Origin of the sequence: Delftia sp. WY8, assembly GCF_018437695.1 — a bacterium.
GTDB lineage: Bacteria > Pseudomonadota > Gammaproteobacteria > Burkholderiales > Burkholderiaceae_C > Comamonas > Comamonas tsuruhatensis.
In genome coordinates, this window is record NZ_CP049795.1 from 3,256,860 (window position 1) to 3,278,527 (window position 21,668).

22 protein-coding genes and 1 pseudogene are annotated in these 21,668 nt (G+C 69.2%); 13 read left to right on the top strand and 10 right to left on the bottom strand.

Translation table 11 applies throughout. The features are described 5' to 3' along the window. The first annotated feature begins 8 nt into the window (after positions 1 to 8). Genes G4D77_RS15025 through G4D77_RS15045 form a run of 5 tightly spaced genes read left to right on the top strand, consistent with a single transcriptional unit; the run spans position 9 to position 5,073 of the window. The gene (locus G4D77_RS15025) at positions 9 to 1,508 is read left to right on the top strand and encodes a sugar ABC transporter ATP-binding protein (protein ID WP_154836210.1); all 1,500 of its coding nucleotides are present in this window, start codon (positions 9 to 11) and stop codon (positions 1,506 to 1,508) included. Continuing rightward, positions 1,501 to 2,535, top strand: a complete 1,035-nt coding sequence (locus G4D77_RS15030) for an ABC transporter permease (RefSeq protein WP_213757974.1) — start codon at positions 1,501 to 1,503, stop codon at positions 2,533 to 2,535. Before G4D77_RS15025 ends, G4D77_RS15030 begins: the two co-directional genes overlap by 8 nt. Beyond that, entirely contained in the window at positions 2,532 to 3,569 is a 1,038-nt protein-coding gene (locus G4D77_RS15035) for an ABC transporter permease (protein WP_154836214.1), read from the top strand. Before G4D77_RS15030 ends, G4D77_RS15035 begins: the two co-directional genes overlap by 4 nt. After that, positions 3,566 to 4,435, top strand: a complete 870-nt coding sequence (locus G4D77_RS15040; protein WP_017405890.1) for a sugar phosphate isomerase/epimerase family protein — start codon at positions 3,566 to 3,568, stop codon at positions 4,433 to 4,435. The genes G4D77_RS15035 and G4D77_RS15040 overlap by 4 nt, the downstream gene beginning before the upstream one ends. Further along, positions 4,432 to 5,073: a nucleoside/nucleotide kinase family protein gene (locus tag G4D77_RS15045; protein WP_154836216.1), complete on the top strand. Its 642-nt coding sequence runs from the start codon at positions 4,432 to 4,434 to the stop codon at positions 5,071 to 5,073. Before G4D77_RS15040 ends, G4D77_RS15045 begins: the two co-directional genes overlap by 4 nt. 74 nt (positions 5,074 to 5,147) lie before the next feature. On the opposite strand, the gene G4D77_RS15050 is transcribed toward G4D77_RS15045, so the two are convergent. The 3 genes from G4D77_RS15050 to G4D77_RS15060 all read right to left on the bottom strand — a co-directional run bounded on the left by G4D77_RS15050 (position 5,148) and on the right by G4D77_RS15060 (position 8,317). Beyond that, the gene (locus G4D77_RS15050; protein ID WP_043825481.1) at positions 5,148 to 5,438 is read right to left on the bottom strand and encodes a hypothetical protein; all 291 of its coding nucleotides are present in this window, start codon (positions 5,436 to 5,438) and stop codon (positions 5,148 to 5,150) included. Positions 5,439 to 5,535: 97 nt separating this feature from the next. Beyond that, positions 5,536 to 7,137, bottom strand: a complete 1,602-nt coding sequence (locus tag G4D77_RS15055; RefSeq protein ID WP_063328043.1) for a gamma-glutamyltransferase family protein — start codon at positions 7,135 to 7,137, stop codon at positions 5,536 to 5,538. 172 nt (positions 7,138 to 7,309) lie between these two features. Further along, positions 7,310 to 8,317: a Bug family tripartite tricarboxylate transporter substrate binding protein gene (locus tag G4D77_RS15060; RefSeq protein WP_154836218.1), complete on the bottom strand. Its 1,008-nt coding sequence runs from the start codon at positions 8,315 to 8,317 to the stop codon at positions 7,310 to 7,312. A gap of 153 nt (positions 8,318 to 8,470) precedes the next feature. Here G4D77_RS15060 and G4D77_RS15065 point away from each other — a divergent pair, with 153 nt between their 5' ends. The 5 genes from G4D77_RS15065 to G4D77_RS15085 all read left to right on the top strand — a co-directional run bounded on the left by G4D77_RS15065 (position 8,471) and on the right by G4D77_RS15085 (position 11,878). Next, complete coding sequence (locus G4D77_RS15065) at positions 8,471 to 9,391, top strand: LysR family transcriptional regulator (protein WP_034389667.1); 921 nt, start codon at positions 8,471 to 8,473, stop codon at positions 9,389 to 9,391. Between the two features lie 445 nt (positions 9,392 to 9,836). Next, positions 9,837 to 10,505, top strand: a complete 669-nt coding sequence (locus G4D77_RS15070) for a hypothetical protein (RefSeq protein WP_154836220.1) — start codon at positions 9,837 to 9,839, stop codon at positions 10,503 to 10,505. Then, positions 10,502 to 11,050 (top strand): GTP-binding protein, encoded by a 549-nt coding sequence (locus tag G4D77_RS15075; protein ID WP_043820163.1) that lies wholly within the window; start codon positions 10,502 to 10,504, stop codon positions 11,048 to 11,050. Before G4D77_RS15070 ends, G4D77_RS15075 begins: the two co-directional genes overlap by 4 nt. Beyond that, a complete protein-coding gene (locus G4D77_RS15080) occupies positions 11,040 to 11,423 on the top strand; it encodes a roadblock/LC7 domain-containing protein (RefSeq protein ID WP_016449547.1) in 384 nt (127 codons plus the stop codon). Before G4D77_RS15075 ends, G4D77_RS15080 begins: the two co-directional genes overlap by 11 nt. 95 nt (positions 11,424 to 11,518) lie before the next feature. Continuing rightward, positions 11,519 to 11,878 carry a hypothetical protein gene (locus G4D77_RS15085; RefSeq protein ID WP_016449546.1) on the top strand — a complete coding sequence of 120 codons (360 nt, stop codon included), beginning with the start codon at positions 11,519 to 11,521 and terminating at the stop codon, positions 11,876 to 11,878. 27 nt (positions 11,879 to 11,905) lie between these two features. On the opposite strand, the gene G4D77_RS15090 is transcribed toward G4D77_RS15085, so the two are convergent. Further along, positions 11,906 to 12,619: a Crp/Fnr family transcriptional regulator gene (locus G4D77_RS15090; RefSeq protein ID WP_046986869.1), complete on the bottom strand. Its 714-nt coding sequence runs from the start codon at positions 12,617 to 12,619 to the stop codon at positions 11,906 to 11,908. An 89-nt stretch (positions 12,620 to 12,708) separates the two neighbouring features. On the opposite strand from G4D77_RS15090, the gene G4D77_RS15095 reads away from it, so the two are divergent. After that, positions 12,709 to 14,742: an alkyl/aryl-sulfatase gene (locus G4D77_RS15095; RefSeq protein WP_154836222.1), complete on the top strand. Its 2,034-nt coding sequence runs from the start codon at positions 12,709 to 12,711 to the stop codon at positions 14,740 to 14,742. Here G4D77_RS15095 and G4D77_RS15100 read toward each other — a convergent pair. Continuing rightward, complete coding sequence (locus G4D77_RS15100) at positions 14,736 to 15,467, bottom strand: uracil-DNA glycosylase (RefSeq protein ID WP_016453987.1); 732 nt, start codon at positions 15,465 to 15,467, stop codon at positions 14,736 to 14,738. The two genes, G4D77_RS15095 and G4D77_RS15100, sit on opposite strands and share 7 nt — an antisense overlap. 263 nt (positions 15,468 to 15,730) lie before the next feature. Here G4D77_RS15100 and G4D77_RS15105 point away from each other — a divergent pair. Both G4D77_RS15105 and G4D77_RS15110 read left to right on the top strand, forming a co-directional pair. Beyond that, positions 15,731 to 16,174, top strand: a pseudogene (locus tag G4D77_RS15105) (HipA domain-containing protein); the annotation flags it as partial. A gap of 5 nt (positions 16,175 to 16,179) precedes the next feature. Then, positions 16,180 to 16,503 (top strand): helix-turn-helix domain-containing protein, encoded by a 324-nt coding sequence (locus G4D77_RS15110; RefSeq protein ID WP_016449541.1) that lies wholly within the window; start codon positions 16,180 to 16,182, stop codon positions 16,501 to 16,503. Here G4D77_RS15110 and trpC read toward each other — a convergent pair. The 5 genes from trpC to G4D77_RS15135 form a co-directional block, all read right to left on the bottom strand. After that, positions 16,500 to 17,303, bottom strand: a complete 804-nt coding sequence (gene trpC, locus G4D77_RS15115; RefSeq protein ID WP_012202702.1) for an indole-3-glycerol phosphate synthase TrpC — start codon at positions 17,301 to 17,303, stop codon at positions 16,500 to 16,502. The two genes, G4D77_RS15110 and trpC, sit on opposite strands and share 4 nt — an antisense overlap. Positions 17,304 to 17,353: 50 nt before the next feature. Further along, positions 17,354 to 18,388, bottom strand: coding sequence for an anthranilate phosphoribosyltransferase (trpD, locus tag G4D77_RS15120; RefSeq protein ID WP_013804671.1), 1,035 nt, complete (start codon positions 18,386 to 18,388; stop codon positions 17,354 to 17,356). Positions 18,389 to 18,417: 29 nt separating this feature from the next. Continuing rightward, a complete protein-coding gene (locus G4D77_RS15125) occupies positions 18,418 to 19,005 on the bottom strand; it encodes an anthranilate synthase component II (protein ID WP_012202700.1) in 588 nt (195 codons plus the stop codon). Positions 19,006 to 19,403: 398 nt separating this feature from the next. After that, the gene (locus tag G4D77_RS15130) at positions 19,404 to 20,027 is read right to left on the bottom strand and encodes a hypothetical protein (protein ID WP_065347114.1); all 624 of its coding nucleotides are present in this window, start codon (positions 20,025 to 20,027) and stop codon (positions 19,404 to 19,406) included. A 28-nt stretch (positions 20,028 to 20,055) separates the two neighbouring features. Next, positions 20,056 to 21,666, bottom strand: coding sequence for a vWA domain-containing protein (locus G4D77_RS15135; protein ID WP_154836224.1), 1,611 nt, complete (start codon positions 21,664 to 21,666; stop codon positions 20,056 to 20,058). Between the last annotated feature and the right edge of the window lie 2 nt (positions 21,667 to 21,668).

Below are 21,668 nucleotides of genomic sequence, written 5' to 3' on the forward strand. Positions count from 1 at the left end.
GCGCTGCCATGGATGCCACCACAACGGCACTGGTCCGCATGCAGGCGGTCACCGTGCGCTTTGGCGACGCCACCGCACTGCATGCGCTGGACTGGGACGTGATGCCCGGCGAGGTGCACTGCCTGATGGGCAGCAACGGCAGCGGCAAGAGCACGGCGATCAAGGTGCTCAGCGGCGTGCACGCGCCGCAGCCGGGCGCGCGCATCGACATCGGCGGACAGACGGTGCAGCGGCTGGACCCGGCGCTGGCCAAGTCCCTGGGCATCCAGGTGATCTACCAGGACCTGTCGCTGTTTCCCAACCTGAGCGTGGCCGAGAACATCGCCTTCGACCAGGCCATGGGCCGCTGGTGGGCGCCCGTGCGCCGCAGGCGCCAGCGCGAGGCGGCCCAGGCCGTGTTGCGGCGCCTGGGCATTGCGCTGCCGCTGGATGCGCGGGTGGGCGACCTGCCCATTGCGGGCCGCCAGCTTGTGGCCATCTGCCGGGGCATGGCGGCCCGGGCCAGGCTGCTGTTCATGGATGAGCCCACGGCCTCGCTCACGCGTGCCGAGGTCGATGCGCTGCTGGCCGTGGTGCGCCGGCTCCAGGCCGATGGCATGGCCATCGTCTTCGTGAGCCACAAGCTGGACGAGGTCATGGAGATCGCCGACCGCGTCACCGTGCTGCGCGACGGGCGCAAGCTCGGCACCTGGCCCGCCGAACAGTTGTCGGGCAGGCAACTGGCCACGCTGATGACCGGGCAGGAAGTGGATGAGCGACTGCATGCGCGCGACATGTCCGCCGCGCCCGCGCTGCTGGAAGTGCGCGGCCTGGGCCGCGACGGCGACTACGAGGACGTGAGCTTCGACGTGCGCGAGGGCGAGATCCTGGGCCTGACCGGGCTGCTGGGCGCCGGCCGCACCGAGCTGGCCCTGGGCCTGTTCGGCATGCGCCGGCCCGATCGCGGCAGCATCCGCCTGGGCGGCCGCACGCTGGCGCTGCGCAGCAACCGCGATGCCATGGCGGCGGGCATTGCCTATGTGCCCGAGGACCGCCAGTCCCTCGGCCTGAACCTGCGCCAGTCCGTGCAGGACAACCTGGTGCTGGCCATGCTGCCGCGCCTGTCCGGCCCGCTGGGCTGGCTGCCCGCCCGCCGCCGCGCCGCCACCGCAGCCCAGTGGCGCGACCGCCTGCACATGCGCCTGCCCGCGCTGGACGCACCCGTGCACCAGCTGTCCGGCGGCAATGCCCAGCGCGTGGTGCTGGCGCGCTGGCTGGCGACCGCGCCACGCCTGCTGATTCTCGACTCGCCCACCGTGGGCGTGGACATCGGCAACCGGCAGGGCATCTTCGAGATCGTGCACGGGCTCGCCGCACAGGGCATGGCGGTGATCGTCATCTCGGACGAGGTGGCCGAGGTCCATGCCCACTGCGACCGCGTGCTGCACATGCGCGGCGGGCGCATGGCCGGCGAGTTCGTGCCGGGGGTGCATTCCGAAAGCCGGATCGAGGAGGCCGTCCATGCCTGAACACGCACACGCGCTGCTGCACCACCCCGTGGCCCGGCTGGGCCTGGCCATTGCCGCCATGGCCCTGCTGTTCGGCACCCTGGCGCCGGGCTTCTGGACGCTGGGCAACTGGATGGACGTGGCCGAGGGCGCATCGGTCACCGCCATCATGGCCGTGGGCCTGCTGGTGGTGCTGGTCGCGGGCGGCATCGACATCTCCTTTGCCGCCACGGCCACGGTGGCGCAGTACCTTGCGGCCCTCGCGGCCACACGCCTGGGCTGGGCACCGGCGGCCAGCATCGCGCTGGGCCTGGCCACGGGACTGGCGCTGGGGGCATTCAACGCCCTGCTCATCCACCGCCTGCGCGCCACCTCCATCATCATCACCATCTCCACGCTGAACCTGTACTTCGCGCTGCTGATGCATGGCACGGGCGGCCGGTCCATCTACGACCTGCCGTCGTGGTGGAGCGATTCCGTGGTGCTGGCCCGCTTCGCGGGCGCCGATGGCGCAGACCCCGTGCGCCTGACCCTGCCCATCGTCGTGGCCGGCGCAGCCGCCGTGCTGACCGCGCTGCTGCTGGGCCGCAGCGCGCTGGGGCGGCGCCTGTACGCCTTCGGCGGCAACCCCGAGGCCGCGCACCGCATGGGCATCGGGCTGGGCGCCATCCAGGGCGTGGCCTATGGCTGGCTCGGCATGATGGCGGCCATCGCAGGCCTGGTGCAGGCGCACCGCGTGGGCGAGTCGGTGCCCAACGCCCTGGTCGGCACGGAGCTGTTCGTGCTCGCGGCCGCCGTGTTGGGCGGCGCCAGCCTGTTCGGCGGCACGGGCAGCGTGGGCGGTGTGCTGATGGGCGTGCTGCTGCTGGCCGTGCTGCGCAACGGGCTGAACCTGATGGGCGTGTCGCCGTATTTCTTCCAGGTGCTGCTGGGCGCCGTGGTGCTGGCCTGCGCGGCCGCAACGGGACTGCGGCGCACGCAGCGAAGAACCCGGCAGTGCAGCACTGACGCCACTCCTGCAGCGCCTTTGGCGGGGGCCGCGCCATGAACCGCAGCACTGGCGCGCCGCTGGGCCTGATCGCGCTGCTGGCGCTGCTGTGCGCCGTGTTCACGCTGCTGCTGCCCGGCAGCTTCGCCACCCTGGGCACGCTGCAATCGGTACTGCTGCAGATCCCCGAGCTGGGCCTGCTGGCACTGGCGCAGATGCTGCCGCTGGTCAGTGGCGGCATCAACCTGGCCGTGGTCGCCAGCGCCAACATGGCGGGCCTGGCCATGGCCTGGGTGCTGGTGGGAGGCCTGTCGGCGCTGGGCCTGGACCTGTCGGGCCATGAGGGCCTGCTCATCGCCGCAGCACTGACCGTGGGCGCCCTCGCCAGCCTGCTGGTGGGGCTGGCCAGCGGCTGGCTGGTGGCGCGCGTCAACGCCCATCCCATCCTCGTCACGCTGGGCACCATGTCGCTGATCAACGGCCTGTGCGTCTGGCTCACGCGCGGCAAGCCCATTGCAGGCTTTCCCGATGCCTTCCAGGCCCTGGGCTCGGCCCAGTGGCTGGGCCTGCCGCTGCCGTTCTGGATCTTCGCGGCCGCGTGCCTGCTGGTGGGCCTGTACCTGGGCAGCACACGCCACGGGCTGGCCATCCGCATGGTCGGCTCCAATGCCGAGGCCACGCGCCATGCGGGCATCGACACGCGCCGCGTGCTGATCGGCGTCTACACCCTGTCCACGCTGCTGTGCTGGATCGCCGCCGTGCTGATGATGGCGCGCTTCAACTCGGCCAGCGCGGGCTACGCCCAGTCCTACCTGCTGGTCACGGTGCTTGCGGCCATCCTGGGCGGCACCGATCCCATGGGCGGCTTCGGCCGGGTGTCGGGGCTGTTCGTCGCACTGCTCATCCTGCAGGTGCTGTCCAGCGGGGTGAACCTGCTGGGCGCCAATGCCCAGCTCACGCAGGCCCTGTGGGGCGCCACCATGATCGCCGCCGTGGCCGCGCGCCACCTGCTCGCGCGCTGGCGGGGCCGTGCCCGGGCACCCGCCGACCCCTCCCCTTCACTCTCTCGCAGAGTCCACCCGGAGCCCCTATGAACCCCCTCGGCATCCACGCCCTTGTCTGGGCCGGCGACCTGTCGCCGGCCTCCACCCGCCATGTGATCGAGCAGACGCGCCAGGCCGGTTACGACCTGGTCGAGCTGTCCCTGCACGGCCCCCGGCTCATGGACCTGGCGCTCACGCGTGATCTGCTGCAGGAGCATGGCCTGGGCGTGGGCTGCTCGCGGGGCCTGACCTTCGAGGCCGATGTCTCCAGCGAAGACCCCGCCGTGGTCGCGCGTGGCCTGGCGCTGCTGCAAGAGGGCGTGGACATCACGGCGCGCCTGGGCGGGCGCTACTTTGGCGGCATCCTCTACGGCGCCATGGCGAAATACGGCCACCCCTGCACGCCACGGGGCCGGCGCAACGCGATCGAGGCCGTGCGGCGCATTGCAGACTTCGCGGGCGAGCGCGGCGTCACGCTGGGCCTGGAGGTGGTCAACCGCTACGAAAGCAATCTGCTGAACACGGCCGCGCAGGCGCTGGAGTTCATCGACGAAGTCGGCCAGCCCCATGTCTGCGTGCACCTGGACACCTACCACATGAACATCGAGGAAGCCGACCTCGCCGCGCCCGTGCTGGCCTGCGGACAGCGGCTGGGCTATGTGCACATCGGCGAGAACCACCGCGGCTACCTGGGCGCGGGCCACATCGACTTCGCGCAGTTCTTCGGTGCCCTCGCGCAGATCGGCTACCAGGGCACCGTCACCTTCGAGAGCTTCTCGTCGGCCATCGTCAACGAGCAGCTGTCGAACGCGCTGGCCATCTGGCGCCCGATGTGGGAAGACGGCATGGACCTGGCCCTGCACGCACGCGGCTTCATGGCAGACGGGCTGGCCAGCGCGCAGCAGGCACGCGCATGACGGCCATCCTGCCGCCCGAAGCCCTGGCGCGTGCATTTGCGCTGGCGCGCTCCGGCCCCCGCCGCCTGCTGGGCCTGGCGGGCCCGCCCGGCGCAGGCAAGAGCACGGCCTGCGCCGCCCTGCTGCAGGCGCTGGGCCCGCTGGCGGCGGCCGTACCCATGGACGGCTTCCACCTGGCGCAGTCCGCGCTGCAGCGCCTGGGCCGCGCGCAGCGCAAGGGCGCACCCGACACCTTCGACTCGGCCGGATACATGGCCCTGCTGCGCCGCCTGCACGCGCCCGTAGCCGGTGAAACGGTCTACGCCCCCGAATTCCGGCGCGCCATCGAGGAGCCCATTGCAGGCGCCATCGCCATCGCGCCCGGCGTGCCCCTGGTCATCACCGAAGGCAACTACCTGCTGATGGAGGAACAGGATGCGCCGGGCACGCACTGGCATGCCGTGCGCGCGCTGCTGGACGAGGTCTGGTACGTGGACATGGACGACCGCCTTCGCATCGAACGCCTGACCCGCCGCCACGAACTCCACGGCCGCAGCCCCCAGGCCGCACGCGACTGGGTGGCGCAGGTGGACGAGCCCAATGCGCGCCGCATTGCGGCAACGCGGGGGCGGGCGGATTGGGTGTTGCGCTGGGGGTGAGCGGGGGAGGCAGCGTACAGGCCGTTATTCGAATCGCGTGGGCAGACCTTGCAAGCCCTTAGTGGGCCATGGATTCAATACGCGGCAAGTCGGCGGCTGAGCATGTCGCGCAGACGGGGCAGGCTCAGAACCCAACCCCGCCTGACCACATCTTCCGATGGCAGTCTTTCTTCTGGATGCAAGGCGAAATATCGCTCGCTGGCCTGCATCAGGCTCGCAGATTCCTGGGGGAATCGTGAACGGACGATCATGGCGGCCAGGCGAAACACGTTGGCTTCGCGCTGGTCCTGGGCGGGCTGCGCACGCTCCCGGGCGACGAAGGAGCAGCGCGATAGCAGCGCCGATTCATCATCTCTGGCCGTCATTGCATCCACCTCCGTTCGCACCATGGCATCAAGATTTCGATGCCATGACTCTAAAGCGAACTCGATCTGCGCGGCAGGCCTTGGGGCTTTCGCGGGCTCAGAACGCCACCACGCCCCCGTCCTTGCGCGGGTCCGATCCGCCGATGTAGTGGTCGCCGTCGCGCAGCACCAGCTGCGCGCCGCCGAAGGCGAAGACGCCATGGCCTTCCTCGATCGTGACTTCGTGGCCGCGTGCGCGCAGGGCGGCGACAACCTCGGCGTCGAAGGCGGGCTCCACGGCCACGCCCTTGCCGCCCGTCACGCGCCAGCGCGGTGCGTCGGCGGCGGCCTGGGGGTTCTGGCCGTAGCGCAGCACGCGCAGGGCCATCTGCAGGTGGCCCTGGCTCTGCATGGGGCCGCCCATGACGCCGAAGGCCATCTGGGGCGTGCCGTCGGCGTTCATCGCAAAGGCCGGGATGATGGTGTGCGAGGGGCGCTTGCGTGGCGCGACCTCGTTGGCATGGCCGGCTTGCGTGGTGAAGCCGTGGCCGCGGTTTTGCAGGCTGATGCCGGTGCCCGGCACGACCACGCCCGAGCCGAAGCCCATGTAGTTGGACTGGATGAACGAGACCATCATGCCGCTGGCATCGGCCGCCGCCAGGTAGACCGTGCCGCCCGGGCGCGGTGCGCCGTAGGTGGGCGCGCTGGCGCGCTCGCGGTCAATGAGCGCCGCGCGTTCGCGCAGGTAGCCGGCGTCCAGCAGATGGGCGGATTCGACGCGCATGTGGTCGCCGTCGGCGTTGTATTCGTGCAGGTCGGCCAGGGCCAGCTTCATGGCCTCGACCTGCAGGTGCACGGACTCCACGCCGTCCAGCGGCTCGGCGCCCACGCCCAGTGCATCCAGCATGCCCAGCGCCATCAGCGCGGCAATGCCCTGGCCGTTGGGCGGGATCTCGTGGATCACCGAATCGCCAAAGGTCTGCGACACCGTGCCGACCCAGTCGGCCTGGTGGGCGGCCAGGTCGGCCTCGGTCATGGCGCCGCCGCAGGCCTTGGCGTGCTCGGCCATCGAGCGCGCCAGTGCGCCACGGTAGAAGGACTCGCCCTTGGTGGCGGCGATCTCCTCCAGCGTGCGCGCATGGGCTTCGCTGCGGAACACCTCGCCCGCCTTGGGGGCCTTGCCATCGGGCAGGAAGCACTCGGCAAAACCGGGCTGGTCGCCGAGCTTGGCGCCGCCCAGCGCCCACAGCGTGGCGATGGTGGGCGAGACCGCAAAGCCGTCACGCGCATAGCGGATGGCGGGCTGGGCCAGTTGCTCGAACGGCAGCTTGCCGAAGCGGCGCGACAGCTCCACCCAGGCCGAGACGGCACCGGGCACGGTGACGGCGTTCCAGCCCTTCTCGGGAATGCCGCCCAGCGCGGCGAAGTACTCGGGCGTCCAGGCTTCGGGCGAGCGGCCCGAGGCATTGAGGCCGTGCAATTCCTTGCCGTCCCACAGGATGCAGAAGGCATCGCTGCCCAGGCCACAGCCCGTGGGCTCGACCACGGTCAGCGCCATGGCCGTGGCAATGGCCGCATCCACCGCATTGCCGCCAGCCAGCAGCATGGACAGGCCGGCCTGCGCGGCCAGCGGCTGCGAGGTGGAGACCATGTTGCGGCCCAGCACCGAAGAGCGGTGCGAGGCGTAGGGAAGTGTCCAGTCCGTAACAGTGCTTGTCATATCAATTTCCATAGCGCCAACGCGCCACCGATAGCTTGAGGAACCGCAGGCACGGCCCAGCTCAGGGACGCCAAGCAAGGGCCTACGCCGGCCGCGCCACCCCGCAGCAAGGGCGTCGTCCCCCTCCCGCAGGAGAGGGGGAAGCGGCAAAGCCGCTCAGGGGGTGCTTCACTCAATCCAATGTGATTTTGTTGTCTTTGATGACCTGTGCCCAGCGCGCGCTGTCGGCCTGCACCATGGCGGCGAACTGCTCGGGCGTGCGCGGCGATGCGGCTTCCACGCCCTGCCTGGCCAGGCTGGCCACCACCTCGGGATTCTGGATGGCCTTGTTGAAGGCCTGATTGATCCGCGCCACCAGCTCGGGCTTCATGCCGGCCGGGCCATAGACGCCGAACCAGGTGACCGAAGAATAGCCAGGCAGGCCGGACTCGGCCACCGTGGGCAGGTCGGGCGCCAGCGCGCTGCGCTTGTCGCCGGTCACGGCCAGCGCGCGCAGGCGGCCGCTGGCCACATGGGGCATGCCGGTAGGAATGGAGTCGAACAGCAGGTGCACCTGGCCTGCGGACAGGTCGGTGATGGACTGCGCCGTGCCCTTGTAGGGCACATGGGTCAGCTGCAGGCCCGCGCGCGCCGCGAAGGCCGCCGCGTTCAGGTGGACGATGGTCCCGTTGCCGCTGCTGGCGTAGTTGAGGGCGCCCGGATGGGCCTTGGCGTAGGCGACCAGTTCCTTGACGCTGCGCGCGGGCAGAGAAGGCGTGACCAGCAGGATACTGGCCGCCCCGCCGATCTCGGCAATCGGCGTGAAATCCTTGTCGGCCTTGTAGGCCAGACGGGTCATCAGGTGTGGCGAGATGGCATGCGTGCTGCTGGTGGTGAACAGCAGCGTGTAGCCGTCCGGCGAGGCCTTGGCCGCCTCGCCCGTGCCGATGGTGCCGCCCGCGCCGGGGCGGTTGTCGATGACCAGTTGCTGGCCCAGGTCCTGGGACATGCGCTGCGCCACCACGCGCGCCACGAGGTCGGTGGCGCCGCTGGCCGGAAAGGGCACGACCAGGCGCACCGGATGCGAGGGCCAGGACGCCTGGCCCTGTGCCACGGCGGGCAGAGCGATGGCGCCAGCCAGGGCACAGGCTGCAGCCACGATGGCGCGGCGTGGAAGTAAAACGCTGGGCAATGCCTTCATGGGCACACTCCTGGACAGGGGTTGGACGGCTGCAGCCGCTGCTCCCCAGCAACGCCGCAACAGGCCATCGTAGAACCCTCGCCCCTTTGCCGCCATCAGCAAATTTGCAAACCTGCGTTGCCTCTGCGGCAAATTGATGACAATCGGGGCGACATGCCCGACGCCCGCCACCTTCTCCTGCAGGACACCGCGCTGCGCTACTTCCATGAAGTGGCGCAATGCGGATCGCTGACCGAGGCATCGGCGCGGCTGCATGTGGCGGCCTCGGCCATCAGCCGCCAGATCGCCGCACTGGAGGGGCTGCTGGGCACGCCGCTGTTCGAACGCCACCCGCGCGGCATGGTGCTCAATGCGGCCGGGGAGATCCTGGCCGACCATGTGCGCCGCGCCGGCCTGGATGCCGAGCGCGCGCTGGGCGAGATCGAGGCCCTGCAGGGGCTGCGCAGCGGCCGCGTGCGCATCGCCAGTTCAGACGCCTTTGCCAACGAGTTCCTGCCGCGCCTGTGCGCAGCGTTCCAGCGCGCGCATGCCGGCATCGTCTTCGAGGTGATGGTGCTGCCCACGCCTGCCGTGCCAGAGGCCGTGCGCAGCGGCACGGCCGACATCGGCCTGTGCTTCAGCCGCGCGCCCGAAAAAGGCATTGCCGTGGCCTGCCGCGTGGCCGCGCCGCTGGTGGCCCTGGTCGCCCCCGGCCATGCGCTGGCGCAGGCGCGGCGCCTGTCGCTGGCCCAGCTGGTGCGCCATCCGCTGGCGCTCACGCCGGCCGACACGGCCGTGCGCCAGCTGCTGGACGCCGCCTGCAGCCGCCAGGGCCTGATGCTGATGCCGGTGATGGAGAGCAACCACGGCAAGACCCTGCTGAACTTTGCAGCCCAGGGCGCCGCCGTGGCCGTGGCCAGCGAGATCGCCGCGCGCCACATGGTGGCCACGGGCGCACTGGTGGCCGTGGCGCTCAGCGACCGGGGCATGGACCTGCGCGACATCGAGGTGCAGACCCTGGCCGGCCGCACGCTGCCGCATGCGGCGCAGTCCTTCCTGGAAATGCTGCAGCTGCGGTTGCCCGGTCCCTGGTAACCGGAGGACACGGCGGGCAGCGGGCAGCGCCCGCCAGGCACCACCCACACAAGGCCGGCCAGAAAAGAGACCACAGTCCGACCAGGGATGCAGGGACAAAACTCGGAAAGCTCCGATTTTTACGGCCCTGCAGACCCGCGATTCATCCATCGCCCTTGCTCGATCCGCTCAGGCTGGGAGCGGATTGGGCACGAATCGGATAGGACAACTCTGATTCTGACCCAGCCGATTCTGATTCTCCAGCGCGACCGGACAGCCAGCCGCCGGCGCCATTCCTATCATCCGCAGCTCTGTCGTCGGGCTTCCCCTTGCGGGATTCCTGGACTCCCGTTCCTGAATGAATTCATGGACAACCCGGCCATCGCCGGACCTACAAAGAAGAGGCAAGGCATGTACACGAACCAGACCGGAGGGCGCAGGCGGCAATTGCAGCGGGAGGCACAGCATGGATGAGCGAACCGAGCTGACCTTCATGCTGCATGGCCTGCCGGACCGCGACGCCAAGCTGTTCCGCTCCTATGTGCTGATGGTGAATCACCGCACACGGCACCGCTGGACGTGGCGTGAATCCCAGGCGGACATGACGGTGGTGCATGGCGAACTGGCCCAAGCGCCTGCCGCCCCGCCCGCGCTGACGCTGCGCGTGGGAGGGCCACCCAGGGGAGCCTTCCCTGCGGGTGGCCACCTGGGCATGCCCCTGCGCGCCGAGGCGCTGGAGGAATGCCTCAACACCATGGGCGCACGCATCCTGTCGGTGCACGGCAAACCGGCCAGCGCCAAGGCACACGCCAGCGGCCTGCACACGCAGCATCAGCTGATGCTGCTGCAGCTGCGGCGCTGGCCGTCGCCGCAACTGCTGACGAGATCCCACCATATCCGCCTGGCCACCTTGCTGACAGGCCAGCCCACGACGATGCAGACCCTGTGCCAGCGCTCGGGCCTGTCGCCCGAGATCTGCGCCGGTTTTCTGAACGAGCTGGACGCCGCCGGCCTGCTGCGCTGGGCCTCGGCCCGCCCGCCCGCCGCACCGTACCCCGGCAACCCTGCGCCGGACAGGGGTGTGCTCGAACGCATACGCCTTCGCCTGGCCCGGTTTGCAGGAGCGCGCCCATGAGCGAACTCAAGATCCTGATTTCCGGCCCCCCAGGCGCAGGCAAGACCACGGCCATCCGCTGCGTCAGCGAGATCGCCCCCGTGAGCACCGACGTGCGCAACACCGATGACACCCTGGACAAGGCGCTGACGACGGCCGGCATGGACTATGGCGAGCTGACCCTGGACAACGGCGAGAAGCTGTACCTCTACGGCACGCCCGGGCAGGAGCGCTTTGACTTCATGTGGCGCATCCTCTCGCGCGGCGCGCTGGGCGTGATCTTGCTGATCGACAACAGCCGCTCCGATCCGCTGGCCGACCTGGATATCTATGTCCAGGGCCTGTCCGATGTCTTGCGCAGCACGGCATGCGTGGTGGCGGTATGCCGCATGCAGGAGTACACAGCGCCTGATCTGGACAGCTTTGCCGTGCACCTGCAATCGCGCGGCCTGCTGTGCCCCGTGGTGCCGGCCGATGTGCGCAACCCCCAGCAGGTGGTGGCCCTGATCGAGCTGTTGCTGCTGCAGATCGAAGCCCTTGCCCAGGAGAAGTCCCATGAAGAATGACGCTGCCTTGAAGGCTGCAGCCCAGGCGGCGGTGCAGTCGCTGATGAGCAGGTTGCACGGCGTGCGTGGCTGCGTGGTCAGCACCGAGGACGGCTTCGAGGTGGCCGCCCGTGCGCAAGGCCAGGGCAGCACGGCGCGGCTGTCGGCCATGGCCAGCTCGATGGCGGCGCTGGGCATGATCGCCGGCGAGGAGAACCAGCTCGGGCATTGCGCCAACGTGGTGGTCGAGGCGGCCGAGGGCTTCATCGTCATGCTGCAGGCACAGCGCCCGGGCCTGACGCTGGTCATCAGCGTGGTGGCCTCGCGCGAGGCCGTTCTGGGCCAGGTTCTCTATGTCTCGCGCGAGGCCGTGCGGACACTGGAACAAGCGTGATGGCAAAGGCAGGCAAGGGCTGCTCCTATGCATCCGGCAAGAAGGCACCGCGAAGGTGCAGAACATTTTCGCAACACAAGGGAGTTAGGAAAACAATGGCCAATATCAAGCAAACCATGGATGAACTGATGCGCTGCGACGGCGCCATGTGCGCTGCACTGGTGGACTACAACAGCGGCATGATCCTGGGGCAGGACGGCTCGGGCGTGGACCTGGAGCTGGCTGCCGCCGGCAACACCGAACTGGTGCGCGCCAAACTCAAAACCATGCGCTCGCTGGGCCTGGAAGACACCATCGAGGACATCCTCATCACGCTGAGCAGGCAGTACCACATCCTGCGCCCCTCCACCCACCACGAGGGCCTGTTCCTGTACCTGGTGCTCGACAAGGCCAAGGCCAATCTCGCGCTGGCGCGCCGCAAGGTGCAGGACGTGGAGAATGCGCTGGTGGTCTGAACAACAGCCCTTGACTGGCTGCGCCGCTCAGAACCGCTCGGCGCACAGCGCCTGCCATTGCAGGATCTCGATCTCGCCGCGCTGCACCCGGATGAGGCCCCGCGCCTGCAGGCCCTGCAGCAGCACGTTGGTGGTCTGGCGCGAGATCGACAGCATGCGCGCCAGCTGCTCCTGCGTGATATCCAGGCGCGGCCGGGCCGGCACATCGTCCAGCCGCTCGCCGTAGCCACGCGCCATGGCCACCAGGCGGCGCGCCAGGCGCTGTGGTGCGGGCATCAGGGCCAGGTCCTCCAGCGCCGCGAAGGCCGCGCGCATGCGCCCCGACATCAGCACGCCCAGGTCATGCCAGTGCGCAGGATGCTGCTGCAGCCAGTCCAGCAGCGGCTGGCGCGGCACCTGCAGCACCTCGCTGGGCTCCATGGCGTGGGCATCATGGGTGCGCGGCGAGCCGTCGAACAGCGCGATCTCGCCAAACCAGGTGGCCGGGCCCATGCGCGTGAGCAGGGCCTCGCGCGCCTGCTCGCTCTGGCCGCCCACACCGGAGAAACCGACGCTGCCGCGGACCACGGCGAACAAACCGCCCTCCAGCGCATCGCCGCGCAGGAACAGGGCTTCGCCCGCCTCCAGGCGGCGGGGCTGGGCCAGGGCCAGCAGCAAATCGGCAAACTGCGGCGCCAATGCGCTGAACCAGCGGCCGGCGCGCAGCGTGGGCAGGTAGGAAGAGGCGAGGGAAGCTTGCATGGAAAGGGATGTCGGGTGGCTGACAGACACAGCCGGCGGGCCTGCGTATTTTCGCCGCTGACATCGAACACATGCCAGGAGACCTTCCCATGCAAGCCTCACACCCCCTGCCCCGCGCGCTGGCGCGCCCTTGCCGCCTGCTGGCCTGCCTGGCCGCCGCCGCCCTGCTGAGCGCCTGCGCAGGCAGCAGCCTGCCGGTCTCCGACATGGCCCGGCCACAAGCAGCCAGCGCGGCCACGCGCGCGGCCCAGCAGGCTGCGCTGGCGCAGCAGCCTCAGGATGACGCCCAGGCCATGGAGGACGCGCAACGCGGCCTGATCGCCTCGGCGGATGCGCTGTTGGTGCGCAATGCCCAGGGCCGGCCCATCTGGGGCATGCAGGCCTATGCATTCCTGCAGCAGGACCAGGCGCCCGACACCGTGCACCCCGCGCTGTGGCGCCAGGCCCAGCGCAACCGCGTCAGCGGCCTGTTCCATGTGACGGACAGGCTCTACCAGGTGCGCGGCCTGGACCTGTCGAACATGAGCATCATCGAGGGCGAGACCGGCCTGATCGTGGTCGATCCGCTGATGTACACCGAGACCGCCCAGGCCGCCATGGACCTGTACTACCAGCACCGACCGCGCAAGCCCGTGGTGGCCGTCGTCTACTCGCACAGCCATGTGGACCATTTCGGCGGCGTGCGCGGCGTGGTGCGCCAGGAAGAGGTGGATGCAGGCCGCGTCCAGGTCATCGCCCCGGCGGGCTTCATGGCCGAGGCCGTGGGCGAGAACGTGATCGCCGGCCATGCCATGGGCCGGCGCGCGCTCTACCAGTTCGGCATGCTGCTGCCGCGCGATGCCAGGGGACAGGTGGACGCAGGGCTGGGCAAGGCGGGTGCGCCCGGCACCATGGGGCTGATCGCGCCCACGCGCGTGATCGACAAGCCGCGCGAGACCCTGCGCATCGACGGCGTGGACATCGAATTCACGCTCACGCCCGGGGCCGAGGCGCCGGCCGAGATGATCATGTACTACCCCCAGCTCAAGGTGCTGAACATGGCCGAGATCGCCGTGCATACCCAGCACAACCTGCTGCCGCTGCGCGGCGCCCAGGTGCGTGACGCGCTGGGCTGGTCCCGCCACCTGAACGACGCCCTGCACGCCTATGGCGGCAAGGCCGAGATCCTGATCGCCCAGCACCACTGGCCGGTCTGGGGCCAGCCCCGGCTGCAGCGCATGCTGGCCGGCCAGCGCGACACCTACAAATACCTGCACGACCAGACCGTGCGCCTCATGAACCACGGCTACGTGGGCTCGGAGATCGCCGAGATGCTGAAGATGCCCGAATCCCTGGCCCGCGACGGCGCCACACATGCCTTCTACGGCCACCTGCGCCACAACATACGCGCCATCTACCAGCACTACCTGGGCTACTACGAAGGCAACCCGGCCCAACTGGAGGCGCTGCCGCCCGTGCCCGCGGCGCGCAAGACCGTGGAGTACATGGGTGGCGCCGACGCCGTGCTGCGCCGTGCGCAGGCCGACTACGAGCGCGGCGAATACCGCTGGGTGGCGCAGATCGCCTCGCAGCTGGTCTTTGCCGACCCGGCCAACCAGGCCGCGCGCCGCCTGGCCGCCAATGCCTATGAACAGCTGGGCTACCAGATGGAATCGGCCACGGCCCGCAACGCCTTCCTGCAGGGCGCGGCGGAGCTGCGCCAGGGCGTGCCCCAACTGCCCAGGCCCGGCAGCGCCGCGCGCGACCTGGTGCGCAGCCTGCCGCTGGAGATGTTCTTCGACTACCTGGGCGTGCGGCTGGACGCCGGCAAGGCCGCAGGCCAGCGCATCGTGCTCAACTGGACCTTCACCGACACCGGCGAGCAGCGCAGCCTGAACCTGGAGAACAGCGCCCTCACCCAGAGCCCGGGCCTTGCGCCCGCCGCCCACGCGAGCCTGCGCCTGACGCGCGCCACGCTGGACGCCATTGCAGGCCAGGAGACCACGATGGCCGAGGCCATCAAGAGCGGCCAGCTGCGCATCGAGGGCGACGCCTCCAATGTGACGGCGCTCATGTCCATGCTGGACCGCTTCGACAGCGTGTTCCCCATCGTGGAGCCACGCCCCGAGCGGGCCGCTCAGTAGCCGTGCTGGGCGCGGAAGTCGCGCGCCTTGCCGAAGTGCCCGTTGCCGATGAAGGGCACGGGCGGGCGCAGCGCCGACAGAGGCGAGGGATGGTTGCTGGTCAGCACCAGATGGCCCCGGTCGCCCGGAATGAAGGCGCGCTTGGACTGCGCATGGCTGCCCCAGAGCATGAAGACCACGGGGCGCGTGCCCTGGGCGATGTGCCGGATCACCGCATCGGTCAGCAGCTCCCATCCCTTGCCCGAGTGACTGGCCGCCTGGCCTTCCTCCACCGTGAGACAGGTGTTGAGCAGCAGCACGCCGTTCCTGGCCCACTTGACCAGGCTGCCGCCCGGGTTGGGGAACGGCGGGAAGGGCACGCCCAGGTCACGCTGCATCTCCTTGAAGATGTTCTGCAGCGAGGGCGGCATGCGCACGCCCGGCGCCACCGAGAACGACAGGCCTTCGGCCTGCCCCCGGCCGTGGTAGGGGTCCTGCCCCAGGATGACCACGCGCACCTCATCGGGCGGTGTCAGCTCCAGCGCGCGCAGCGGCTGGGGCGGAAAGATCACGGCGCCGGCTTCCAGGCGCTGGTGCAGAAAGGTCAGCAGCTGCTGGCCCGTGGCACCCGCGAAGAAGTCCTCGACCAGGGGCTGCCAGTCGGGCGCAACGGGCCAGTCGGCGGGATCGGCGGATTGGAGTTGGTCGGCTTGCGCCGGGGCGATTGCGTCGTCTTGAAGGGCCATGGCGGATGGGGGCACCGCCGCCACATGCCGAGGCAGCAGCCTCCCTCAATAAAGTACAGCTGAAATGCATGGGCGCAAGCGCCATGCCTGTTGGATCACGGCAAGCATACCTTTGCCTGCGGCGGGGAGGTACGTCCGCCTCCAATGGTTCCCCAAAGACAGACAATGGTTACACGGAAAAACATACGAAAAACCTTGAGTCAGCCCAATGCTTTACCTAGAATTTCGTGTAAATGACCGCAAACTGCACTCTACAACTGCACCAGGAAGTGCTCGAATACATCAAACGCGACATTGCCAACCTGGCCCTGGGCAACAAGGACAACCACGCGCGCAACACCGCCGTGCAGCGCGGTTTCGACGGCCGCATCGCGCTCACGCCCCTGTACGACTTTGCGCCCATGTATCTCCACCCGGACGGCATTGCCCGACGCATCCGCTGGCGGGATGAACAGGGCGGCCGGCCCGATTGGGGCCGTGTGCTGGATAGCGTCTGTGCGCTGGCCGCGCAGCTCCCTCGAAAACGCCGGGGCACGCAGTCGGATCCGTTGCAGCGCGATCCACTGGTGAAAGGCCTCAAGGCCATGATTCCCGCGCTGGAGCGCATCGCCGCAGACGGTCTGGCGCTAGGGCTGGAGCCCGAGGTTCTCGGCCACCTGCGTCCCGCCCTCCTGGCACGTGCGCAGGAGCTCGCTGCGCTGCGCTGAAGACCATGGACAAGCGTTTCACCCCCATTCCCATTGCCCAGCAGCTGGAGCTGCGCAGGCAGGCTATTGACGATGTGCTGGCCCACCCCGAATGGTCTTTGCCGCAGGCCGTGCGGCATCTGAAGAAGACCATGCGGCTGACCACGGCCGAGATGGCCAAGCTTTGCGGCGTTTCCTATAGAACGCTGCAGGACATCGAGCAGGAGCGCAGCGAAGGCAGCGTGCAGACCATGAACCGCATCTTGGCCATGCTGGGGCTCAAGCTCGGGGTGGTGCGCATCGTGCGGACCCCGGATTCACCGGCCGGCCCGCACAACGACGCGTCTTAGGCAAACAGCTTGGCCAGCGCCTCTCCCGGCTCCTTGGCGCGCATGAAGGCCTCGCCCACCAGGAAGCTGTGGATGCCGGCATCGCGCATGGCCTTGACGTCCTCGCGGCTGCCGATGCCCGACTCGGTGACCAGCAGGCGGTCGGCGGGCACGTTCTTTTGCAGGTCCAGCGTGGTCTGGATGCTGACCTCGAAGCTGCGCAGGTTGCGGTTGTTGATGCCCACCAGCGGGGTCTTGAGGCGCAGGGCGCGGTCCAGCTCGGCGCCGTCGTGCACCTCGACCAGCACGGCCATGTCCAGGCTGTGGGCGATCTGTTCCATCTCGGCCATCTGCGCGTCGTCCAGGCAGGCGGCGATCAGCAGCACGCAGTCGGCGCCCATGGCCCGCGATTCGTAGATCTGGTAGGGATCGACCATGAAGTCCTTGCGCAGCACGGGCAGGTGGCAGCTGGCGCGCGCCTGCTTGAGATAGTCCACGCTGCCCTGGAAGAACTGCTTGTCGGTCAGCACCGAGAGGCAGGCGGCGCTGACGCCCTTGCCGTCGCCATCGGCATAGCTTTGCGCGATGTCGGCGGGGATGAAGTCCTCGCGGATCACGCCCTTGCTGGGGCTGGCCTTCTTGATCTCGGCGATCACGCCGGCTTGGCCGGCGGCGATCTTGGCGCGCAGCGCGCCCACGAAGTCGCGCGTGAGCACGCGGCTTTCGGCGTCGCGGCGCATGTCCGCGAAGGGCATGCGCTTCTGGGCGGCGGCCACTTCCTGCACTTTCACGTCGCAGATTTGCTTGAGGATGTCGGACACGTTGCTTTCCTTGGTTTCTTGTATTCGGTGGTCGATGGGGGCTGCGCGGCTCAGGCCGTCAGCCGGGCCGTGTAGGCCACGAGTTCGTTGAGCTTGGCCAGGGCCGCGCCGCTGTCCAGCGCCGCCTGGGCGCGGGCCATGCCGTCCTCGATGCTGGAGGCCACGTTGGCCGCATACAGGGCGGCACCCGCGTTCAGGCAGACGATGTCGCGCGCGGCACTCTTCTCGCCATGGAGCACGCCCAGCAGCATGGCCTTGGATTCCTCGGGATTGTCCACCTTGAAGGCGCGCGTGCCCACCATGCGCAGGCCGAAGTCCTCGGGATGGATCTCGTACTCGCGCACCACGCCGTCCTTGAGCTCGCCCACCAGGGTGCCCGCGCCCAGGCTGATCTCGTCCAGGCCGTCGCGGCCATAGACCACGATGGCGTGCTCGGCGCCCAGGCGCTGCAGCGCGCGCACCTGGATGCCGACCAGGTCCTCGTGGAACACGCCCATGAGGATGTTGGGCGCGCTGGCCGGATTGGTGAGCGGGCCCAGGATGTTGAAGATGGTGCGCACGCCCAGCTCCTTGCGCACGGGCGCCACGTTCTTCATGGCCGGGTGGTGGTTGGGCGCGAACATGAAGCCGATGCCCACGTCGGCGATGCTGCGCGCGATCTGCTCGGGGCTGAGCTGGATGTTGACGCCCAGCGCCTCCATGGCGTCGGCACTGCCGCTCTTGCTGCTGACGCTGCGCCCGCCGTGCTTGCTGACCTTGCCGCCCGCCGCCGCGATCACGAAGATGGAGCAGGTGGAGATGTTGAAGGTGTTGGCACCGTCGCCGCCTGTGCCCACGATGTCCACCAGGTGGCGCTTGTCCTCCACATGGACCTTGTTGGAGAACTCGCGCATGACCTCGGCCGCGGCCGTGATCTCGCCGATGGTCTCCTTCTTCACGCGCAGGCCGGTGACGATGGCCGCCGTCATCACGGGCGACAGCTCGCCGCGCATGATCAGGCGCATCAGGTGCAGCATCTCGTCGTGGAAGATTTCGCGGTGCTCGATGGTGCGCTGCAGCGCTTCCTGGGGGGTGATCTGGGTCATTGCGGTGTCTCGGTTGGGTGCCGGCCTGCTCAGGCCTTCTGTTCCAGGAAATTCTTGAGCATGGCGTGGCCATGCTCGGTGAGGATGCTCTCGGGGTGGAATTGCACGCCCTCGATGGCCAGGCTGGTGTGGCGCACGCCCTGGATCTCGCCGTCCTCGCTGGTGGCCGTGATCTCCAGGCATTCGGGCAGGCTGGAGCGCGCAATGGCCAGCGAGTGGTAGCGATTGACCGTGAACTGCTCGGGCAGGTCGGCGAACACGCCCTTGCGGTCGGTGGTGATGACGCTGGTCTTGCCATGCATCTGCTGGCCCGCGCGCACGATGTCGCCGCCGAAGGCCGCGCCAATGCTCTGGTGGCCCAGGCACACGCCCAGGATGGGCAGGCGGCCTGCAAAGTGCTGGATGGCCGCCACGGAAATACCGGCCTCGGCCGGCGAGCAGGGGCCGGGCGAGATCACCAGGCGGTCGATCTTCTCGCGCTCGACCAGGGCGATCACCTCGTCCAGCGTGGCCTCGTCATTGCGCACCACGGTGACATCGGCACCCAGCTCGCCGAAGTACTGGACGATGTTGTAGGTGAAGCTGTCGTAGTTGTCGATCATCAGCAGTCTGGTCATACCGGCTCCTGGGTCTCAAAGGGAAAAACGGGTGGCGCGGGCATGCCGCAGCGAAGGCTGGCGCGGGAATGCGCGCAATGCTGCCTGGGTCTGGAAGGGGGAATCTGAGGGCATCTGGGCAATCTCCTGGGTTCTGGGAGCCGCCGTGCCGGGGAGCCATCTGCTGGGTGAGCCTTGCTGCCGTCACGGCGGCAAGGCGCGGTACGCAACCGCAACGACGTGCCGCTTCCTTATTGGAAGCGCCACCACTGTGCAACGATGATCGAAACGGGCGTACCGTTCATGGCTGTCTTGGATCGAGAGTTCAGGTGTCTGGAAGACGGGAATGCAGCAGGCTGCATGGCGGAGCATGCTAACACAGGGTCCGCGCAGCGTGGCGGGACGACCCTGCGGGCGCCTCACTTCAGGAAATCCGGCTGGTCGAACTTCTGCTTCAAAAAGCGCCCGTTGGCCAGCAGCGCCTGCGCATCGCTGGCCGCCACATGGGCCACCACCTGCTGCATCTGCCCGGCCAGCAGCGCCAGCTGCTCGGTCAGCAGTTGCCTGGCCGTCTTGCCGTCCTGCACGGGCTGGGTGACACGGAACAGCGGCGGCAGCGCCGCATAGTGCGACAGCGTGGCGGGCAGGTACTGCAGCACCGTCTCGCGCACGGTGAACAGGCCGTCGTTGAAGACCGGGCCGGCGTCGGCCAGCGAGGGCAGCACCTCGTGCACCGAGCCGCGCACGCTGTCCAGGTGCTTTTGCATCTCGGGCGTGAGCATCGGACGGGCCTTTTGCACCAGCTCGTCGATGCGTTCGCGGATGTCCTCGGCGCTCCAGTGCTGCTGCAGCGCCCGCTCGAAGCTGGCGCCCGCGGGCTGCAGGGCCCAGCCCAGCAGCAGGCCCGCGACGTACAGGCCCAGCGTGATCCAGCCCCAGCCGGCGCCGATCACGCCGGCAAACAGCAGCACCGGCCCCAGCAGGGCCAGCGCCAGGCCGGCGAGGTTGCCGTTGCCGTAGAAGAAAAGCTGCAGGCGGCGCATCAGGCGGGTCCGATCGGTGGCGGCGCTGTCACTGGTAGCCCCGGATTTCCTTGAACACCAGCGGCAGTCCGCTCTTGCCGGTGTTGCGCGCATCGAAGGCGCGCCCGCCCGTCAGCGCGGCCAGGGCCTGCATTTCGCCGGTCTGCGCCTCGCCAAAGATGATGGGAAAGACGCGCACCAGCGGCGCGCCGCCGTCGCGCGCCATGCGCTGCTCGCGCTCGAATGCGGCCCAGTCGCGGCCCGCCGTGTTGGCGCCATCGGTCAGCAGCACGATGCTGACGAAGCGCTCGGGATCGGCCCGCAGTTCCTGGCGTGCCTGCTGCTGGGCCAGCGTGAGCGCGTCGTAGATGGCCGTTCCGCCGTCGGCCACCAGGCTGTCGGCATAGGCCAGCACCTGGGCGCTTGCGGCCTGCAGGTCGCCCGCCGCGAACTGCACGCGCGCGGGCTGGCCGACCAGGCCCGAGAACGGAATCAGCAGCACGCGCTCGCGTGCCTGGAAGGCGGCATAGCGCTGGCTGGCGGCCGATGCCTCGGCGCCAGACAGCAGCTTGAGCGCCTCCTTCATCTGCGCCAGCCGCGCACCCTTCATGGAGCCGCTCACGTCCAGCACGAAGATGCTGGTGGCCGGGCGGCGCAGATCGCTCTGGTAGGCCGAGAGCACGGCATCGATCACCTCCAGCCGGTTCGGAAAGCTCAACTCCACCACGGGCGCCGTGGGCAGCGCCGGGCTGGCCTGTGCCTCGGGGCTGGCGGGGCGCAACTGGGCCTGGCGCAGCGGCTGGCCCTGGAAGGCGGGGGCCTTGAACTGGGCGACCAGCCGGTCATAGTCTGCGCGCCGCGCAGCGTTGAGCAGCATCAGCGGATAGTCGGCCGAGATCACGCCGTCGCGCGGGTAGACCAGGGTGAGCCGGTCGGCGGCGGGCAGCTTCTCGTTCAGGCGCAGGATCACGGCCTCGTAGTTGACCAGCGCATCGACGGCACCGGGCTCGCGCTCGAAGGCCTCGGCCAGCCAGCCGGAGCTGCCGGCGGTGAGCTTCTGACCCGACAGGAAGTCCTTGAGCACCTTGGCATTGACCTCCCTGGCGTCCAGGTCCTCGGTCTTGCCGGCCACGGCCGAGGCCACGGCGAACAGCGCGCTCATGCCGGTGTTGGAGCTGGCCGGATTGGTCATGCCGTAGCGCAGCCGGCCCTGGACGGCAGCGCGTGCGATGTCGGCCCAGGTGGGCGGTGCCTTGTCCCAGCCCAGCTTTTGCAGCACGGGGGCCTTCACGCCCAGGGCCACGCGCGAGTAGAAAAGCTTTTCACGCGCCAGCGGCTTGTTCGCCAGCGCCAGCGCGGGATAGGCGCCATTGGGCGGCAGGATGGCGTCGTACTGCTCGCCCGCATTGATGCGCTCGACCATCTCCAGCGTGCCCGCATAGCTGAGCTTGAGCGGCACGCCCGCCGCCGTGGCGGCCTGCTCCAGCGCGGGCGCCACGTCCTTGAGCTCGGAGCCGGCCAGCACGGTGAATGCACCCTGGGGAGCGGCGGACGGATCGGACTTGGCGGCGGCCTGCGGCGCGGTTTCGGGCGACTTGCCGCAGCCAGCCAGGGCCAGCGCAAGGCCCAGCAGCCACCAGGCCGCCAGGCGCCGGAACATGC

What these genes read in the sequence shown, in the direction of transcription:
- G4D77_RS15130 (WP_065347114.1), bottom strand. Translation starts at nt 20,027, where the DNA reads ATGCGCCGCCTGCAGCTTTTCTTCTACGGCAACGGCAACCTCGCCGGC.
- G4D77_RS15075 (WP_043820163.1), top strand. Translation starts at nt 10,502, where the DNA reads ATGAGCGAACTCAAGATCCTGATTTCCGGCCCCCCAGGCGCAGGCAAG.
- G4D77_RS15085 (WP_016449546.1), top strand. Translation starts at nt 11,519, where the DNA reads ATGGCCAATATCAAGCAAACCATGGATGAACTGATGCGCTGCGACGGC.
- G4D77_RS15025 (WP_154836210.1), top strand. Translation starts at nt 9, where the DNA reads ATGGATGCCACCACAACGGCACTGGTCCGCATGCAGGCGGTCACCGTG.
- G4D77_RS15090 (WP_046986869.1), bottom strand. Translation starts at nt 12,619, where the DNA reads ATGCAAGCTTCCCTCGCCTCTTCCTACCTGCCCACGCTGCGCGCCGGC.
- G4D77_RS15055 (WP_063328043.1), bottom strand. Translation starts at nt 7,137, where the DNA reads ATGACAAGCACTGTTACGGACTGGACACTTCCCTACGCCTCGCACCGC.
- G4D77_RS15060 (WP_154836218.1), bottom strand. Translation starts at nt 8,317, where the DNA reads ATGAAGGCATTGCCCAGCGTTTTACTTCCACGCCGCGCCATCGTGGCT.
- G4D77_RS15125 (WP_012202700.1), bottom strand. Translation starts at nt 19,005, where the DNA reads ATGACCAGACTGCTGATGATCGACAACTACGACAGCTTCACCTACAAC.
- G4D77_RS15065 (WP_034389667.1), top strand. Translation starts at nt 8,471, where the DNA reads ATGCCCGACGCCCGCCACCTTCTCCTGCAGGACACCGCGCTGCGCTAC.
- G4D77_RS15035 (WP_154836214.1), top strand. Translation starts at nt 2,532, where the DNA reads ATGAACCGCAGCACTGGCGCGCCGCTGGGCCTGATCGCGCTGCTGGCG.
- G4D77_RS15095 (WP_154836222.1), top strand. Translation starts at nt 12,709, where the DNA reads ATGCAAGCCTCACACCCCCTGCCCCGCGCGCTGGCGCGCCCTTGCCGC.
- G4D77_RS15110 (WP_016449541.1), top strand. Translation starts at nt 16,180, where the DNA reads ATGGACAAGCGTTTCACCCCCATTCCCATTGCCCAGCAGCTGGAGCTG.
- G4D77_RS15040 (WP_017405890.1), top strand. Translation starts at nt 3,566, where the DNA reads ATGAACCCCCTCGGCATCCACGCCCTTGTCTGGGCCGGCGACCTGTCG.
- G4D77_RS15100 (WP_016453987.1), bottom strand. Translation starts at nt 15,467, where the DNA reads ATGGCCCTTCAAGACGACGCAATCGCCCCGGCGCAAGCCGACCAACTC.
- G4D77_RS15045 (WP_154836216.1), top strand. Translation starts at nt 4,432, where the DNA reads ATGACGGCCATCCTGCCGCCCGAAGCCCTGGCGCGTGCATTTGCGCTG.
- G4D77_RS15030 (WP_213757974.1), top strand. Translation starts at nt 1,501, where the DNA reads ATGCCTGAACACGCACACGCGCTGCTGCACCACCCCGTGGCCCGGCTG.
- trpD (WP_013804671.1), bottom strand. Translation starts at nt 18,388, where the DNA reads ATGACCCAGATCACCCCCCAGGAAGCGCTGCAGCGCACCATCGAGCAC.
- G4D77_RS15135 (WP_154836224.1), bottom strand. Translation starts at nt 21,666, where the DNA reads ATGTTCCGGCGCCTGGCGGCCTGGTGGCTGCTGGGCCTTGCGCTGGCC.
- G4D77_RS15050 (WP_043825481.1), bottom strand. Translation starts at nt 5,438, where the DNA reads ATGACGGCCAGAGATGATGAATCGGCGCTGCTATCGCGCTGCTCCTTC.
- G4D77_RS15070 (WP_154836220.1), top strand. Translation starts at nt 9,837, where the DNA reads ATGGATGAGCGAACCGAGCTGACCTTCATGCTGCATGGCCTGCCGGAC.
- G4D77_RS15080 (WP_016449547.1), top strand. Translation starts at nt 11,040, where the DNA reads ATGAAGAATGACGCTGCCTTGAAGGCTGCAGCCCAGGCGGCGGTGCAG.